The organism is Flectobacillus sp. (genome assembly GCF_049240685.1).
Taxonomy (GTDB): domain Bacteria; phylum Bacteroidota; class Bacteroidia; order Cytophagales; family Spirosomataceae; genus Flectobacillus.
In genome coordinates this window covers 1-17756 of the sequence record NZ_JBMLSD010000175.1, presented here as the reverse complement: position 1 = coordinate 17756, position 17756 = coordinate 1, and the positions used below count along the sequence as shown (strand labels likewise).

The 17756-nt window shown below is 38.0% G+C and carries 8 protein-coding genes and 1 tRNA gene; 3 read left to right on the top strand and 6 right to left on the bottom strand.

Annotated elements, in window-relative coordinates:
- Position 1: 1 nt before the first annotated feature.
- The 3 genes from ACOVQ4_RS08040 to ACOVQ4_RS08030 form a co-directional block, all read right to left on the bottom strand.
- A tRNA-Arg gene (locus ACOVQ4_RS08040) sits at positions 2 to 75 on the bottom strand.
- Between the two features lie 143 nt (positions 76 to 218).
- Positions 219 to 671: a hypothetical protein gene (locus tag ACOVQ4_RS08035; protein WP_421820137.1), complete on the bottom strand. Its 453-nt coding sequence runs from the start codon at positions 669 to 671 to the stop codon at positions 219 to 221.
- 68 nt (positions 672 to 739) lie between these two features.
- On the bottom strand, positions 740 to 2356 hold the full coding sequence (locus ACOVQ4_RS08030; protein ID WP_421820136.1) for an ABC-F family ATP-binding cassette domain-containing protein: 1617 nt from the start codon (positions 2354 to 2356) through the stop codon (positions 740 to 742).
- Positions 2357 to 2875: 519 nt separating this feature from the next.
- Between ACOVQ4_RS08030 and ACOVQ4_RS08025 the strand changes: the two genes are divergently transcribed.
- Complete coding sequence (locus ACOVQ4_RS08025) at positions 2876 to 4279, top strand: chloride channel protein (protein WP_421820135.1); 1404 nt, start codon at positions 2876 to 2878, stop codon at positions 4277 to 4279.
- A gap of 209 nt (positions 4280 to 4488) precedes the next feature.
- On the opposite strand, the gene ACOVQ4_RS08020 is transcribed toward ACOVQ4_RS08025, so the two are convergent.
- Together ACOVQ4_RS08020 and ACOVQ4_RS08015 are read right to left on the bottom strand one after the other, a co-directional pair.
- The gene (locus ACOVQ4_RS08020) at positions 4489 to 4851 is read right to left on the bottom strand and encodes a response regulator transcription factor (RefSeq protein ID WP_421820134.1); all 363 of its coding nucleotides are present in this window, start codon (positions 4849 to 4851) and stop codon (positions 4489 to 4491) included.
- A gap of 221 nt (positions 4852 to 5072) precedes the next feature.
- Positions 5073 to 9239: a hybrid sensor histidine kinase/response regulator transcription factor gene (locus ACOVQ4_RS08015; protein ID WP_421820133.1), complete on the bottom strand. Its 4167-nt coding sequence runs from the start codon at positions 9237 to 9239 to the stop codon at positions 5073 to 5075.
- A 296-nt stretch (positions 9240 to 9535) separates the two neighbouring features.
- On the opposite strand from ACOVQ4_RS08015, the gene ACOVQ4_RS08010 reads away from it, so the two are divergent.
- Together ACOVQ4_RS08010 and ACOVQ4_RS08005 are read left to right on the top strand one after the other, a co-directional pair.
- Positions 9536 to 12550 carry a SusC/RagA family TonB-linked outer membrane protein gene (locus ACOVQ4_RS08010; protein ID WP_421820132.1) on the top strand — a complete coding sequence of 1005 codons (3015 nt, stop codon included), beginning with the start codon at positions 9536 to 9538 and terminating at the stop codon, positions 12548 to 12550.
- Between the two features lie 190 nt (positions 12551 to 12740).
- Positions 12741 to 14369: a RagB/SusD family nutrient uptake outer membrane protein gene (locus tag ACOVQ4_RS08005; protein ID WP_421820131.1), complete on the top strand. Its 1629-nt coding sequence runs from the start codon at positions 12741 to 12743 to the stop codon at positions 14367 to 14369.
- Between the two features lie 385 nt (positions 14370 to 14754).
- Here the strand turns inward: ACOVQ4_RS08005 and ACOVQ4_RS08000 are convergent.
- A partial coding sequence (locus ACOVQ4_RS08000) for a T9SS type A sorting domain-containing protein (protein ID WP_421820130.1) occupies positions 14755 to 17756 on the bottom strand: 3002 nt, incomplete at its 5' end.

The following is a 17756-nucleotide window of genomic DNA, read 5'->3' as shown; positions in this document are numbered from 1 at the left end:
GTGGTCTCGTAGGGATTCGAACCCCAAACCTTCTGATCCGTAGTCAGATGCTCTATCCAATTGAGCTACGAAACCTTTTTGCCGTCCGTGATATTGTTATCGTTTCGGGACTGCAAAATTAGAAGAATGTTTTGTTAATACCAAACTTTATAGTGATTTTATTGATGTTTTTTTGAAAATAATTCCTAATATGCACAAAATCAGATGCTTTAGGGTAACTATTTGGCAGTCATTTTTACTACAGCGTTCCCAGTTTGTCCCATATAAGTTACATTTCCTTGAATATCGAAATTGGTATCGTTGAGCTGAATTATGGTAAATTCCCCCGAGAGCGCTAATCCTCCTTGAATCGTTACATTTGTTAAGACAACTTTACTTTGGTCGCTATTGAAAGCCCAAGTCCCTCCTGTAATGCTGCTCCCGTTGTTGTCAGTACCTGTCACGGTTCCATTACTGTTTAAATTAAAAGACACTTTCGACAGGTCGTATAAGTTTTGAGTATTGCCTTTTTGATAGAGCGTGATAATGCCATTAACGGTCAAATTATCGATAATCCAAACCTTTGCAGAAATATACTCTGCCCTGGTTTTTGTTGGAGTTGGATTGTCGTTGCTTTTGCATGAAGTAAGTAGGGTAATCAATGCAATAAAACTAAAAAATAGATTTTTCATAAAAGTTGGGTTTTGTAAGTGTGTATAAAAGAAAACACGTCTCTTTGAGTAGACGTGTTTTTGAGCTATTAATAAATAGATTCTTTTTGTGATTTGACTTTCTCATCTGCGATGTAATCATCAAATGTCATCAGTTTGTCTAAATACCCTTTTGAACCTAATTCCAAGATACGAGTCGCAACGGTTTGAGTTAATTGGTGATCGTGACACGTGAATAGCATTGTTCCAGAAAAATCAACCATACCGTTGTTTAATGCAGTAATGGATTCCAAGTCAAGGTGGTTGGTTGGTTCGTCAAACAGCAGTACATTGGCTCCAGATAGCATCATGCGGCTAAACATACAACGTTGTTTTTCACCTCCTGACAAAACGGTACATTTTTTCAATGCCTCGTCTCCTGAAAACAACATTCTTCCTAGAAAACCACGAATAAAGCTTTCATCTTTTTCTACAGAATATTGTCTTAGCCAGTCTACCAAGTTCAAACTGGCATCAGCAAAATATTTAGCGTTATCATTGGGCAAATAGGCCTGAGTGGTGGTGATTCCCCACTTAAACTCTCCACCATCAGCTTGGCGTTCGCCCATCAAAATATCAAATAGCGCTGTTACAGCCAATGAATCTCTTGAAAGTACAGACATTTTATCCCCTTTATTTAAGGTAAATGAAACATCTTTGAACAAATATGTACCATCATCTGATTTGGCTGAAAGGTTCTCGACTGTCAATAGCTGATCTCCTGCCTCACGTTCGGGTTTGAAATTGATAAACGGATAACGACGAGAAGAAGGTTTGATATCCTCAACTTTCAATTTATCCAACATTTTTTGGCGGGCAGTTGCTTGTTTTGATTTGGCAACGTTTGCCGAGAAACGACGAATAAATTCCTCTAATTCTTTACGTTTTTCATCATTTTTCTTGTTCTGGTCTGCACGTTGGCGGGCTGCCAACTGCGAAGATTCGTACCAGAATGTATAGTTTCCTCCGTAAAGCTGAATCTTTCCATAATCTAAATCGGCAATATGTGTACAAACGTTGTCAAGGAAGTGACGGTCGTGAGAGACAACAATTACCGTATTTTTGAAGTTCTGAAGGAAATTCTCCAACCACATAATAGATTCAATATCTAAGTTGTTGGTTGGTTCGTCTAGTAGCAAAATATCTGGTGCACCAAATAGCGCTTGTGCCAAAAGGACTTTTACTTTTTCAGAACCGCTAAGGTCTTTTAACAAAACTTGATGAACATCTTCTTTAATACCGAGTCCGCTCAATAACATACCTGCATCCGACTCAGCTTCCCATCCATTCATTTCGGCAAACTCAGCTTCAAGATCGGCCGCACGATTACCATCTTCCTCCGTAAAATCCTCTTTCATGTAAATGGCGTCCTTTTCAAGCATAATGTCATATAGGCGTTTGTTTCCCATCATTACCGCTTGCAGAGTTGTGAACTCTTCATATTCGAAGTGGTTCTGCTTCAAAATGGACATACGTTCTCCTGGATTCATTGAAACAGACCCGGTTTGAGAATCTAATTCACCAGAGAGAATTTTTAAGAAAGTAGACTTTCCAGCACCGTTTGCTCCAATCAAGCCATAACAGTTGCCTTCAGTGAATTTAATATTAACTTCTTCAAAAAGTACCCGTTTTCCAAAACGGAGCGATACATTCGATACAGTAAGCATTCCTTAGTATATGAGAATTATAAAATGAGATACTAGTCAAAAAATGAGAAATCGATTCTCAATTATCTTAACAAAGTACAAAATTACAAAATGATTCTGATAAGATGAGATTAAATGAGAAAATGGTTGAATTGAATTATCGATTTATGACTTTCTTAAAAGATTTAATTGAGGCATTAAGTATGAGTGCTGAGTTGTTATTAATGAGTTTTGAGTATAATTTTAGGATTACGAATGGTCTAACACATTAATTATTGAGCATGAGGCAAATAGGCAAAGCTTATAACATGTTTATTAATTATTACAGAAATGCTTTTTTCAAAAAGCCCACCTCCCAAAACTCTCGGCTAAAGCAAGAAGGGATGTTATGAAAATGTATAGACCTGTTTCCTAATGCAAACGACTTAGCACTAAAATTAGACTTATATTTCTTTCGAACTAACAAAATTCTAATAATTGTAGGTGCTAAAATTGGTTAATTTTGAGCCAAACAATTTAATATAAAAATGAAAACGGACTGTGAATTTTAGAGCGAAGAGAATTTTAATAAAAATCAAAACCCATTATGTAGGCCAATACCTCTGGAGATATCTTGTTGAAGTAGCCGACAGAACAACCACAACTAATCAACTGCTTCAAAAGCAAGGCTTACAGGTATTACCTTACTTACTTGGGGCTATTTTGACAGGTGTTGTCGCTTTTTTGTACAGTAAAATTTTTGGCTATGCAGAGCATTTTGCTTCGCAAGTATTTGAACATTATCCTGTTAGTGTGTTCATTATTACCCCTCTCACTTTTTTATTTTCATGGTGGATTGCCTATCAATTTGCCCCGTACACCAAAGGGAGTGGGATTCCGCAGGTGATGGCTGCGCTCGAGCTCACAACCCCTCAGGAAAAATCTATGATTCGTTCGTTTGTTGGATTAAGAATCATTTTTGTAAAGATTATTTCAAGCGCCGTCAAGGTGCTCGGTGGGGGGATTGTTGGGAGGGAAGGTCCTACCATTCAAATTGGGAGTTCGATTTTTTTAGAAATTAAAAAAATCTTGCCCAAATGGTGGGTTAATATTTCTGAAAAAAATATGATTATTGCTGGAGCCGCATCAGGTTTGGCCGCAGCCTTTAATACTCCTCTTGGTGGGGTGATTTTTGCGATTGAAGAATTATCCAAATTCCATATCAAATACTATAAGACTCCGCTATTTGTCGCAGTAATAACAGCAGGTTTGGCTGCTCAAGGATTAGGAGGTTCTTATTTGTATTTGGGTATGCCCAAAACTAGTTTTGAGGGGAGTAAAGTTATACTAGGAATCATATTGGCAAGTCTACTGGCAGGGTATCTTGGAGCCAAAATGTGTGTGCTCTTGCTAAAGTTTATGCAGTATTTTAATGCTCTCTCTTCTGTTTCAAAGAAAATAATGGTGATGATCGTATGTGGATTAATCATTGCCAGCTCCATTTATTTTTTAGGCTTCGAAGCCATGGGTTCGGGCAAAGAAATTATGGAAAGAGTACTTTTTACCAATTATAAAACAGTGGAGTGGTATCTGCCCTTTGTCCGAATAGCAGGATTAATGACCTCTTTTGGGTTTGGTGGTGCAGGAGGTGTGTTTGCTCCCTCTCTTAGCGCTGGCGCTACAGTTGGCGCATATATTGCTCAAATACTCCATCTCACAGGCGGTAGCGCAAACTTATTGATTTTGATTGGAATGACGGCTTTTTTGACTGGTGTGACTCGAGCGCCCTTTACTAGTGCTATCATTATTTTTGAAATGACAGACCGTCATTCTATTATATTTTTCTTGTTAATCGGTGGATTTATGGCAAATATCATTGCCAATTATATTTCTAGACACTCTTTCTATGAACAATTGAAGGAGTTGTATTTGAAAGATATTCATGCATTAGACAATAGGCAATAGGCTTTGCTCTATAGAAATATTCGAGTTTGAATGAGGAATTCTACCTAAAGCAACTGGTTTACAAATTTTGCCATTTTTCTATTTTTGAATCCAATTCAAATTAAAAGCGAAACCCAAATCTCCTTACGAAGATTTGGGTTTCTGATTAAAACAGTAATATGTAAGGACGGTTGTAAAGTTTAAAGTTTTATCGAAAAGTGTATGCCATCTCAATTAAAATTGGCTAATCGCTTGACTCTAAGTAAAAGTTCATTCATTCTAAAGGGTTTTTCTACAAAATCATTAGCACCTAAATCAAAAACATCTTTAATCGTGCTTTCATTGTTGGTGGAGGATAATACTAGAATTGGCGTATTTTCAGCGAAATTTTCTCGGATATGAAGAATCAACTCCCGTCCACTTGCAAACGGCATATTCAAATCTGTAATAACCAAGTCTGGTTCAAGGCTTCCGAATATTTCAATGGCTTCTAAACCATCTTTTGCACTGTATACGGTACAGTCATTTTTTTCGAATTTATCCTTCAAAAGTTTGCGAAGTAGTGGTTCATCTTCTGCAATTAAAATTTTCATCAATATTTTATGGGAAATTGTTGGTTTGCTTACTTAGGTTTTTCTGCCGTCAAAAGACTAACGAAATAATTACAAGTTTAGATTCATTCAATATTAAATTTTTTTAAAAATAAATAAAAATTACAATAAATCAATTTAAAATTCTGATAAACAATATATTAAGCAACGAAAATTGTAGGTATGAAATAAACTTCAAATATTTACTTATAAAAATTGTTCAATTACTTCGTTTTCTTAAACTGTTTGGCATATTCCGACGGCGCCAACTCATAGATTTGCTGAAACATTTTTCTAAAGTATTTGGCATCCTCTATCCCCACCATGGTCGCAACTTCTTGAACTCTCAAATCTGTACTTATTAATAGTTGAGCAGCTCTTTTTAATCGTATATCACGAATAAACTCCACTACCGTCTGACCTGTTATTGATTTGATTTGACGATAAAAACCTGACTGACTCATCGCCATTTCCCGCACTAATTCTTGAACGTTAAAGTTGGGATTACCGAGATTTTCTTCCACAATTTTCATGGCTTTCTCCAAAAAACTTTTGGTATCATCAGGTATCGAAACTGCACTAGGCTGAAGCAAAATCTGCTTCTGATAATATTCTCTCATCAACAATCGGTTGTGTAAAAGGCTATTGATTTTACTTTGAAGTAATTGCGGATGAAAAGGTTTTGATAAATATTCATCGGCACCATTTTCTAGGCCTTCTATATGGTGCGTTGCTGCAGAGCGTGCCGTCAGGAGTACAACTGGTATGTAGGAGATTTTAGGGTTTTGTTTGATTTTTTTGCAAAATTCCATGCCATCCATTTTGGGCATCATTACATCGCTTATGATGATATCTGGCATGATTTGTAAAGTTTTTTCCAAGCCATCTATTCCGTCGATAGCGGTAAAGGTTTGATATTGACTTTCGAAAAGCTTTTGGACATACTGCCTAACTTCTGGGTTATCTTCCACAATAAGTAATTTCTGTAATTTGGTTTCCGCTTGTCCTATTTCTTTTTCCTGAGAAACTAAGGGAGCTGATTGTAACCACGAAAGCGAATCTGATGAAGCATCCGTAACTATTTGCTCAGGACTTAAGTGTGTTGAGCCAAAGGGGAGTTTTACTGTGAATAAAGTGCCATTTTGAGGGGAACTTGTTACGATAATTTCACCCGAATGCGCCTCTACGAATTGCTTTACTAAAGATAAGCCAATACCTGTTCCTACCAAGTTCAAGGTTTCGGTATGAGAAGCTTGGAAATAAGGGTCAAATATTTTGGTCAAAGCCTCTGGCTTCATGCCGATGCCTGAGTCTTGGATATGGATTTCAAGATAATTATCTAAAAGTTGGTTGCTTTCAAAAACAGCTGCCTCCTTCCAATTGCCTTTTACGAGTACTTCAATCTTAATTTGTCCGCCAAAAGGAGTGTATTTGAAGGCATTTGATAAAAGATTGGTAATAATGATTTCAACTTTTGAAGAGTCAAAATACATTTCAAACTCCTCATGTGGCAGGTTTATTTGGTAATTGATACTTTGTTCTTCAGATTTCATCTGAAAAATAAGTAAAACTTCTCTCAGCAAAGGAACAATCTGTTCTTTGCGAGCCGTAATACTCACATTACCTGTTTCTATTTTGCGAAACTCCAAAAGTTGATTTACCAGCTCATACAGTTTTTTACTTTGCTGATGCACCAAGGCCAATTTACCTCTAAACGGACTTGGCAAGGTTATCATTTCTTCGAGAGGCCCCAAAATCAATGTTAATGGCGTTCGTAGTTCGTGTGAAACATTTGTAAAAAAACGAAGTTTTAAATCGGTCAACTCCTTTTCCTTTTCAGTTTTAAAGGTCTCAAGGGCTAAATCATTTTGTAGTTTTTGATGTTTTAGTGTGTTTTGTTGGTAAAGGTACAATCCTGATACAATGAGAAATAAATACAAGAAATAAGCCCACCAAGTTTGATACCAGGGTGGTAAAACATGTATCGATATAGATTCAATTTTTGACCATTGTCCCTCTCCATTATGTGCTCTGACGTACAATTGGTAAGTTCCAGCTGGCAAATTAGCAAAACTGGCCACTCTTGCTTTGGAGCCCACATAAATCCAATTAGGATTATACCCGTTCAATTTGTAAGAATAGGTAGTTTTGGCGGGGTTCGTAAAATTAAGACCCACAAATTCAAGGGAGAAATCATTCTCGTCTGCATGAATTTCCAATTCTTCAAGCCTGTGAAATGGCTTTGGAAGAATTACACGATTATTCAACTCTTGTCCAACATTCACCACCTGATTAAAGATTTTTAGGTTCGTAAATCGAACGGGCAAGTTTTGCTTATTGGGCTGTATTTTCAATGGGTCAAAATACGTAAGACCTTTGATGCCCCCCATGTATATTTTTCCTGCGCTATCTTTACAAGCTGCTCCTACTTTAAATGAATTGCTTTGAATCCCATCTGCTACGTCATAATGAACCCATTGACCAGTATTAGGGGTAAAACGACCTAATCCCGAACCTCCTATCCATAAATTTCCCCGTTGATCTTGCACCAATCCTTCTACATTAGATTCTGGAATGTTAATCCTTTTTACGAAGTATTTACCGTTTTTGAGTGGTTCTATTTTATTTAATCCTCCTCCGATTGTACCCACCCACACAGCTCCGTTGGGGTCGAGGATTTTCTGCCATGCAAAATTTACACTTAAAGAATTCGGATTATGTTCTTTAAAGCTAAATTTTTGAAGCAAATGGGGCTTTTTGCCTTTTAGTTGAAACAAGAATACCCCCATATCTCGAGTGCTGGCCCAAATATGTTCCTTTGATTGGTCATACAATAGGTGTGTGAATTGTCGAGCTGGAAAATTATGGTTCGAAGAAGAAAATACTTCAAGTAAATTCCCTGATTTATCAAATTGTAGCATACCGCTCTCGAAAGTAGCCACCCAAATCGCACCATCAGAAGTTTCGATTATACTTTCGATACTTGTGGAAGGAATATTTTTTTCTTTCGAAAAGTGAAGTTTCTGGAGTTGTCCCTTGCGAAGTAGATAAAGCCCATTGTATCTCGTACCTACCCATAACGTACCTTGAGAGTCTTTAAACAAAGAAGAAACCTCAATACCTGTGGCATCTCCATCCGCCTGCCTATTGGCATAGTTGGTATAAGTTTTTGACTCAAATTTATAATAGGAAAAACCATTTCTTGTTCCAATCCACAAACCGTTGTGCTCGGGGTCTTTCAATACGGCATTCACATAATTATTGGGCAGCGTTGGTTTTTGAAAATACCTTCTTTGCAAAATTTCAAATGGTTTTCGTCGTAAATCTACTTTATTGAGGCCTCCAGCTGAAGCTGCTAACCACAAAATTTGATTAGAATCTTCATATACCTGATGAATTCTTGCAGAATTAATACTATGAGGATTATCATCTTTTGGTAAAAATATTTGTGGTCGATTGGTCAAAACCTTGTTGGGATTGGATGCGTCTTCCCAAAAGAATAAACCGAAGTTGGTTCCTACCCAAAGTCTATTGAACGAATCTTTATGAATGCACTCAATATCTTCTACGAAAAAAGGTATTTTATGCATTTGAAAATTTTGAAATAAACGTTGCTCTTCGGTGCTTACAAAATAGAGATGATTGGTTGTCCCAATCCATAAAGTACCTTTTGAATCGAAATGTACGGCACGAATTGTTTCTTTGGGAAAGGGAGTTGGTTGCAAAGAATTTTGTTGAGCTGTTTTCAAAAAGAATAAACCCAATTTTGCGGTAGCTATCCACACCTGCTGTTGGCTATCTACCACTATATCATTGGTAGAGTATACCAATTGACCGTCGGGCAGCGCCAGTCTTTTGAGTTGGAGTAGTTTTTTTTCTGGATTCAATGTAAGAACAAACACGCCATCTCGAGTACCAGCATACAAATGACCCAATCTATCCGAAGCGAGTGATAGAACGCTCGACGCTCGAAGGCTCAAAAGCAATTTTTTATCTACGCTTGCGTCGGTATCTACAAAGATGCTATTGAATCGGTCATGATAGGCATCATAAATTCCGAGTCCTGCACGTTCTGCACCATACCAAATATTACCATCCCAATCCTTATGCAGCGTTTGAATCCTATTGGAAGTTAAGCCATTAAGTGGATTTACGGGGAGGGTATATTTTTTTAATTCGAAACCATCATACCTTGCAATCCCATCGTTTGTACCTACCCAGATAAAACCCAAATTGTCCTCTACAACACTCATGGCATCGCTATGAGGTAATCCCTCATTAACGGTAAGGTGTTCAAATTGAAACTTAGTTGAATTGCTTTGTGCCCTTAGCTGATTGGATACCTGAAGCATCAGCCACAAGGTCATTAGTGATTTTAAAAATTTCATCATAATTACTTCTTTCGATCGTCAACACATCATCCTAATTATAAGCAAAAGGTGTAATATGGTTACTGTTTTATTTTGTAGAAAAACTAAATTTTAAACAAAATTGTGTAAAAATAACACAAATAAAGTCTCTGTGATTTTCTCCCCCGTTTTTGACGAAAAAATCCCCCTCCAAGACCAGACAGACCCTGTAGTTTTGCATTATTCAAATGTGGGATTTACTCTTTTTTAGACACAAAGCAAGTATTTCCTCAAATTCTTCTAATTCAATAAAAATCCCAATCAAACACTAGGAGCCTATGAAAATCAAATGGTTACTATTATGTAGTCTTGTGTTTAGTGTGAAACATCTGCAAGCCAATAGTCTTGTAGTAAATCTAAACAGCAGCAAGCCTACACAGAGCGTAAATACGCTGAAAGAAAAAACAATTACAGGTCAGATTACTGATGAAAAAGGAGAGGGCTTGCCAGGTGCGAGTGTGGCTGTAAAAGGTACAAGTATTGGCACAAATACAGATGCTAAAGGTAATTTTACCTTAAAAGTTGATGATTCGAAAGAAGTGGTACTGGTAGTTACCTACGTAGGTTTTACTACTCAGGAAACAACCGTAGGAGGGAGAAGTGTAGTAAATGTGCAATTGAAGGCCGATACCAAATCTTTGGATGAGGTAGTTGTTGTGGGTTATGGTACCCAAAAGCGTTCAGATATTACGGGTTCTGTGGCATCTGTACCAAAAAGTCGCCTTTCGCAATTACCTGTTACTAACGTTATGCAGGCCGTTCAAGGTTCGGTAGCTGGGGTCAATGTATCACAGTCTTCATCGATACCAGGCTCTGAGCCATCTACAATTGTTCGTGGTCAAAACTCTATCAATGCAGGCTCGGGTCCGTTTGTGGTAGTCGATGGTATTCCTCTAAGTAAGACTGGCGGGTCCTTGAATGATATCAACCCCAACGATATCGAATCGATGGAGATTTTGAAAGATGCCTCTGCCGTTGCAATTTATGGTACCAATGGAGCCAATGGTGTTATACTGATTACTACCAAACGTGGTAAAACTGGTAAGCCTTCTATTCGTTACAGTAATTATACGGGTATCGAAGATTTTGCGCATGTGCTTCGCCCAAGAAATGGTGCCGAATATTTGCAAAAATATAAGGATTTCTTGTCTCAAACGGGTCAGACTCAAACTAGCCCTGTACCAAACTACAATGAGCTAACAAATTATAACAAAGGGATTGAGACTGATTGGTTGGATTTGGCAAGCCAAACGGGTATTATGCAAAACCACAATTTGAGTATTTCTGGAGGTACACCCAACGTAAAATACTATATCGGTGGTGACTATCTTAATCAAAAAGGAGTTATCAAAGGGTATCAATACAAAAGAATTAGTTTTCGTTCAAACTTAGATATTAACGTAACTGATTTTTTGACTGTCGGAACATCGTTGTTTATCAATAACAACAATTACGACGGAGGGCGCACCAATTTGTTGAACGCATCTGCCATGAGTCCTTATGGTCAGATTTACAACAATGATGGTACCTATACGATTTATCCAATGTTTCCTGAACAGTTGTATACAAACCCTATGTTGGGTCTCACAACAAGCCGTGTAGATGGCAATACCAACCTGAATGGGAATGCTTATGGAGAAATCAAGTTTGGTGGAAAATTAACAGGATTGAAGTATCGTATGAACTTAGGGTACTCTTTTATTCCTAAACATACTGGCTCGTACACTGGTCGACAAGCCAATGATTTGTTGGGAACAGCCAATTCCTTTTACTCGCAAACCAACAGCTTTACTCTTGAAAACATTCTCTCATATACCAAAGACTGGGACAAACATCATCTTGACTTAACGGCACTTTACTCAGCGCAACAACGCCAATACAATGAAGCTACCGCAAGGGCTACTGGTTTTGTCAATGACGAGTTGGGCTTCAATGCTATCGGTGCAGGAGCTACCCAATCAAGTTCTTCTTATGCTGATCGTTATGGTCTTAACTCTCAAATGTTGCGAGTAAACTACTCTTATGATAGCAGATATCTATTTACGGTAACAGCTCGTCGTGATGGTTCCTCTGTTTTTGGCGCCAATACCTCCAAATATGGTTTGTTTCCTTCGGTAGCTTTCGGTTGGAACATGATGAATGAAAACTTCATGAAAAACAACCGTATTATCAATAACCTAAAATTGCGCTTATCGGTTGGTCAATCGGGTAACGAAGCTATTTCGGTATACCGTACTATTACAACTAACAATATTGTTCGTGCGCCATTTAATGGTTTGAGCACAATTGGTGCATTAGCAGGCAACTTAGGTAATGGAAACCTTCAATGGGAAAGTACCTTGAGCCGCAACATCGGGGTAGATTTCGGTATTTTCAACAATAGAATTAACGGTAGTTTGGAATTGTATAAAAACAATACCACAGGTATTCTTTTGCAGAGAAGCCTACCAATTATTACAGGTTATTATAATGTATTTGACAACCTTGGCGAAACTTCCAACACAGGTATCGAACTAACCTTGAATACTCGTAACGTCACCAAGGGGGATTTTAAATGGGAAACAACCTTGGTTTTTGCTTCTAACCAAAACAAAATTGTAGACTTGTATGGTGACAAAAAAGACGACTTGGGTAACCGTTGGTTTATTGGTCAACCTATCAGCGTGATATATGACTATAAAATGGTAGGAGTATGGCAAAAAGGGGAGGATGCCTCTAAACAAGACCCTGGCGCTGTAGCTGGTGATTTGAAATTTGCCGATACGAATGGAGATGGTAAAATTACGGCAGAAGACCGCATCATTTTAGGACAAACAGCTCCAAAATGGACAGGAGGTTTAACCAATACTTTCCACTACAAAAACCTGCATTTGAATGTATTTATTCAGACAGTTCAAGGTGTAACACGCAATAACAATGACTTGACCTACGCCGATGAGACGGGTAAAAGAAATACTCCTATTGATGTAGGCTATTGGACAGCAGAAAATATGAGCCAAACTCGTCCTTCTTTGGCCTACAAAAACCCAAGAGGATATGGCTATGCTTCTGATGCTAGTTTCACAAGAATCAAGGACGTGACGTTGAGCTATGTTTTCACTCCAACGATTTTAGATAAACTTGGTTTGGGTGGATTGACTGTATATGCTAGTGGTCGTAACCTGTACACCTTTACCAATTGGATTGGCTGGGACCCCGAGTCCTCGCAATCGCAAAGAGGTTCGGGCGACTGGACAAACAACTATCCTTTGACACGTCAGTTGGTATTAGGCTTGAATGTTAGCTTGAAATAGCACTTTAGTAATCGTGCATAATTAGAGTTTGCTTGTCAGTCAAAAGGCAAATTTTTCACAGCAATAGATCTATTTTGCTGAATGCTAGGACTGTCTACCAAAATTTATTTTGCAGAAATACTTAGGTCATCTTGTGACAATTTATAGCCAACCATCACGGGACTAAATCCTCATTTAAAAATTGATTTCCATGAAAAAACTAAAAAATATAGCTTTATTGGCGCTTGCACTGGGTACTGCGGCCTGTAAAGATTCCTTTTTAGCAGAAAAGCCATTTTCTTCTTATACACCTGCTACCCTAAATGATTCGTTGGGGGTGGAGGCCTCTCTTGTGGGGTTATACAACCATACAAGTACGATTTTTACCTGGTCCGACCAGCAAGGTTGGGTGAGTGTCTGGCAAGTAGGTACCGACGTGGCCAATGCCACTGCCAATCAGCAAGGTATCGAAATCCCTTATTATAATTACAATTTGTTGACACCAACCGATGGCGCTGCAGCTCGTACATGGGATCGAAATTTTATTTTAATCAACTTATCCAATATTATCATCAACTCATTGGACTCTCCAAACTTGAAGAATATTACTTCAGTTGGGAAAAATAAAATGAGTGCTGAAGCCAAGTTTTTTAGAGCTTATGCCTATAATAACTTAGCTACATGTTTTGGAGGTGTTCCATTATTGACTCAGGCGCTAACTGCTCCTAAAACTGACTTTACCCGTGCCTCTGTTGATGAGGTAAACAATCAAATTGTATCTGACCTAAGTTTTGCTATTGCAAACTTGCCTGACATCGAAGAGGTAAAAAGTAATACCAAGGGTAAACTTTATGGTCGTGCCAATAAGTATATGGCTATGCAGTTATTAGGCGAGGTGTATTTGAGAATGGGTAAACCTGAGTTAGCTGAAACACAACTAAAAGCAATTATTGACAGCGGTAAATTCAAGTTGGTAAAAAATCGCTACGGCATCAAAACCAATTTAAAAGGTGATTATTATTCAGATATGTTTGTCTACGGTAATCAACGTAGGATTCAGGGGAATACGGAAGCAATTTGGGTATTAGAACAAGAGAACCCAAGTACTGTGGTAGGTGGTAATACAGGAAGTGCCCAGCAGCGACGTGTTTGGGGCGCAGCCTACCATAATGTAAGAGGTATGTCTCTTTCTGATTCAACTGGAGGTCGTGCTTTGGGTCGTTTGAGATTGAGTAACTGGGTGATTTATAATTTATACAAGGATGGCGATATTCGTAACTCTTCAAACAATATTCGTCGTCGCTATGTGTACAATGACCCAGCGCAGACCGCTACTTATGGCAAACCTGTACCTTACGCTGGAACAGATACTTTGTTCAACTTGGCACCTCATACTACAAAATGGTATCAGTTTGATCCAAACGACACCTTTGGTTTTGCCATGATCAAAGACTTTATCTTGATGCGTTTAGGCGAGACCTACCTATTGTTGGCGGAGGCACAAGTACAGCAAGGCAAATTGCAAGATGCTGCCAATACCATAAATGTGCTTCGCGCTAGAGCATTTGTAAACTACCCTGCACAAGGACAAGTTTCGGCTAGTGATATGTCTTTAGATTTTATTTTGGATGAAAGAGCAAGAGAGTTAATTGGCGAAGAAAATCGTCGTATGACTTTAATGCGCACTAAAAAATTGGTAGATAGAGTAAAACGCTTGAACGCCAATAGCGCAGTGAATCCAGTACAAGGCATTGCTGATAAGCATTTGTTGCTACCTATTCCATTGAATGAAATTCAATTGAACAAGGATGGGGTACTTCAACAAAACCCAGGGTATTGATAGGAGAGAGGACTTTGTTATTTGGAGATGGAGTGGTAATCGTTTTTTCAAACTTAGCAAAAGAAGTTATTCGTTAGTGGTAAATCCGCTAAATGCATATACTGGTAAGTAAAAGAATTCTGTTAAAGTATGCTGAGATATTTGATTGCTCGCCAAAATGAGAAAGTGCGATACTTTTATATAGCCTGAAAACACAAAACTTACTTCAAGTTTTGCTCGATTACTTACTAAAACTCCAATATGAGTCATTTCTATTTTAACATTATTATTAAAATGCTAAAATGGGAATGACTCATGTTTTTCCTTTAGTAAAACATTGTCTAACTATTGCCAATGGTTTGCGCCTTGTACTACTTTACTCAAAAGCATCGTTGCTTTTGCATCTTTATTCAAGAATCATTTTTTGCGCCTGACGGTCTTTAGACGTTTGGAACCAAATGAGATATACACCTCTATTGAATTGGCTGGTTGTGATTTGTAATGTATCTCTGAAATTACTTTCAAATACAATATTCCCCGTCATATCTACTAATTTAACCTCAATTTCGCCTGATAGCGAACTCTTTAAATTGATCAATTCCTTAGCTGGATTTGGATATGCTATCAAATTTTGACTTAACTCTGCCTCAAATCCCAAAGGCATAGCCAGCGTAACCTTTAATTGAGAAAAGTTTGAACAACCATTGTTTCCCCAAGCTCTTACCGTATAGGTTCCGGCATTTGCAGCGGTAACATTTTCTATGACTGCTCTGGCACTTGTGGACGAGAATTGATTAGGCCCTTGCCAAAGATACTTGGTTCCTCCCGAAGCACTTAACATGAGCGAATGAGTTACCACATCTTCTTGAAAGCTTGCTTCAATTTGAGGAGATGCCTTTACCATTAGCCATGTTTGAGCAGAATTGGTGCATCCGTTTTCATCAGAAATTTTTACGAAATATGTCCCCGAGTTTTCACTAAGTGTTTTATTAAATACAATCGAGCTGTTGGAAGAACTGAATCCGTTTGGTCCTGTCCAAAAGTAAGTATTACCACCTCTAACACTGATTTGTGCAGGCTCGCCAGCACATACCGTATCGCCCATTACACTAATCTGTGGTATATTGCCAATCTTGGCCCAAAGCGTATCTTTTGAAATGATTCCAGAATTTTGGCCTTTGAGACTAACCTGAAAAACTCCTGAACCAAATTTTTGTCCTAATTCTGTAATTCTAAACTCTTGAAGGCCAATCAGCTCTTGTTTAGTGGGCTTTATAATTTGTGAATTACCATTGGCGAATTTAACCTGCATCAAAAAGCTTTCGTTTGAAGGAAGCTCACCAAATACCTTTGCTATAATTTTTACCGAATCTTTGGTACAAATCGTCTGGACTTGTTTGCTATCAAACTTGATTACAGGAATTACATTTATCGTGGTATTCACTGGGTTGCTGGCACAGCCATTACTTTCACAAATTGCAGTAAAGGTTGTGCTCGTGCTAGGAATCACGGTTAAGGGAGCCGAAGATGTCATTTTTTGTTGTGCTCCATCAATTTTGTTACTCCAGGACCAATTGACTTGTGTACAACCTTTTGCACTCAACTGTACCGACTGCCCATATTCAATAGTCGGATTTTGTGCTGTTACGTTTGGTTGACTTGGTACAGCAGAACAAGTATTAAACCTTATTAAAAAATTGGGATATTGAAACCAGATATTTCCTTTCGAGTCGGCTAGTATTTTTGTTAACCCTGTCGTGTTTAGTGAGATATCGCCGACTTTGCTCCAGTTACCATCTACGTATTTAAAAATTCTCCCTGCATCATAAACATAAATATTTTGTTGCTGGTCTTCGGTAATATAAGCAGGTCTCGAGAACGCCGTAAAACTTTGGACTTCCCAATTGGTTCCATCGTATTTTGTGACTCTACCGTTTTGAAGTAAGAAAAGTACCCCTTTGCTATCTACAAAGGTTTGTGTGATTGCTGAAGCAAGTTGCGGAAGTTCATTTTTGGTGAATACTTTAAGTTGTTTGGTAGTCCAATCATATTGCCAGAGTTCACGACTATTTGAATTGTATTTGTATAATTGTACCCAAACAGTATTGCTACTCCAAACAGGTGCTTGGAAATAGGTATTTGTTTCAGTGCTTTGGAAAGTGAATATAGTTTGAAGACTATCATGCTGAATTTTACCTAAAACCATCGACGATTTTGCCTCCGAATACCCATAAACAATTTGATTAGCATAATCAAAAACGGAAGGCGTAATATTATCAGTGTTCGAAAGTTCAACAGAAGAGAGCATCTTGCCAGTTGAGGGCTCAAGTTTCCTTAACGCATAGACCAAAGAACTATTTGGAATATTGCGTTTCCCGAGTAGCTGGATAGTTTTGATAGACTGATCTTGACCATTTAGAGACAGTCCAAAATTTTGATTTCCGATAGCACCGGTTGTATTGGCATGGTCAAAAGTTTTTACTTGAAGATTACCGACTTGGATAGTAAAAATGCCTCTTGCATTTTGTGCCACTATTTCACGCTCTCTAATTTCGACGGCGTTGATAGAGTTGGCGAGGTCTGGATTATTGTCTTTTCCAAAATATGAAATTTGAGAGAATTGCGAGGTCCCTTTGAACACAAAACTCGAAAATGTAGTAGAAATTACGCCTTTGGGGATATTGAGCAGATACTCTGGCTCTTGATAGATTTCTTCAACTTTTACATAGTAAGTTTGATTGGTTTGGAGCGAATCTAACCAAAACGAATAAGTATAAGTTGATTTAGCGGCAATATTTTGGGCGTTTTTGGTACAAATAATTTGTTTAAAAATAGAATCCTTTGCAACTGTTAATTTGATTACAGACTGATTATTAATATAATTTCCTGAATATTCGAGTACCTTCAAAACTGAATTTTCGGACATATATTTAGTCGAAATAAAATTACTAGGATTACTCACCATGATAAACTGAGGTTCGGACCAAGCACTTTTTGCTGTTTCGTTATAGGCGCGAACTCTCCATTTCAGTTGATTAGTTACAAAGGTCATTTTTGCCAAGATACTTGTGTTGGCAGAAGTAGATTGAAAAATCGGACTTTTGAAATCAGTATCCGAAACAGTGGCTACTTGAACTTCGTAGCCAGTTGCATTTGGAACATTTGAGTATTTGAGGGAAATATTGGTCGTTAGATTTGCGGTTGATGTCAAAGGGTAGCTAGCAAAAGGCGGTAACAGTGCCTCAGCGGGCACTTCCCATTTTGAATAACTCCAATCAGAGCACCCTATGGAATTACATGATTTGACTCTTAAAAAGTGGCTCTGTTTCACTTGTAATTTAGAGTAACTCCAAGTGCTACAATCGACAGTATCGGAAGAAATAATAGTCGAAAAATCTGGCTTAGTGG

What these genes read in the sequence shown, in the direction of transcription:
- ACOVQ4_RS08035 (WP_421820137.1), bottom strand. Translation starts at nt 671, where the DNA reads ATGAAAAATCTATTTTTTAGTTTTATTGCATTGATTACCCTACTTACT.
- ACOVQ4_RS08010 (WP_421820132.1), top strand. Translation starts at nt 9,536, where the DNA reads ATGAAAATCAAATGGTTACTATTATGTAGTCTTGTGTTTAGTGTGAAA.
- ACOVQ4_RS08005 (WP_421820131.1), top strand. Translation starts at nt 12,741, where the DNA reads ATGAAAAAACTAAAAAATATAGCTTTATTGGCGCTTGCACTGGGTACT.
- ACOVQ4_RS08020 (WP_421820134.1), bottom strand. Translation starts at nt 4,851, where the DNA reads ATGAAAATTTTAATTGCAGAAGATGAACCACTACTTCGCAAACTTTTG.
- ACOVQ4_RS08030 (WP_421820136.1), bottom strand. Translation starts at nt 2,356, where the DNA reads ATGCTTACTGTATCGAATGTATCGCTCCGTTTTGGAAAACGGGTACTT.
- ACOVQ4_RS08015 (WP_421820133.1), bottom strand. Translation starts at nt 9,239, where the DNA reads ATGATGAAATTTTTAAAATCACTAATGACCTTGTGGCTGATGCTTCAG.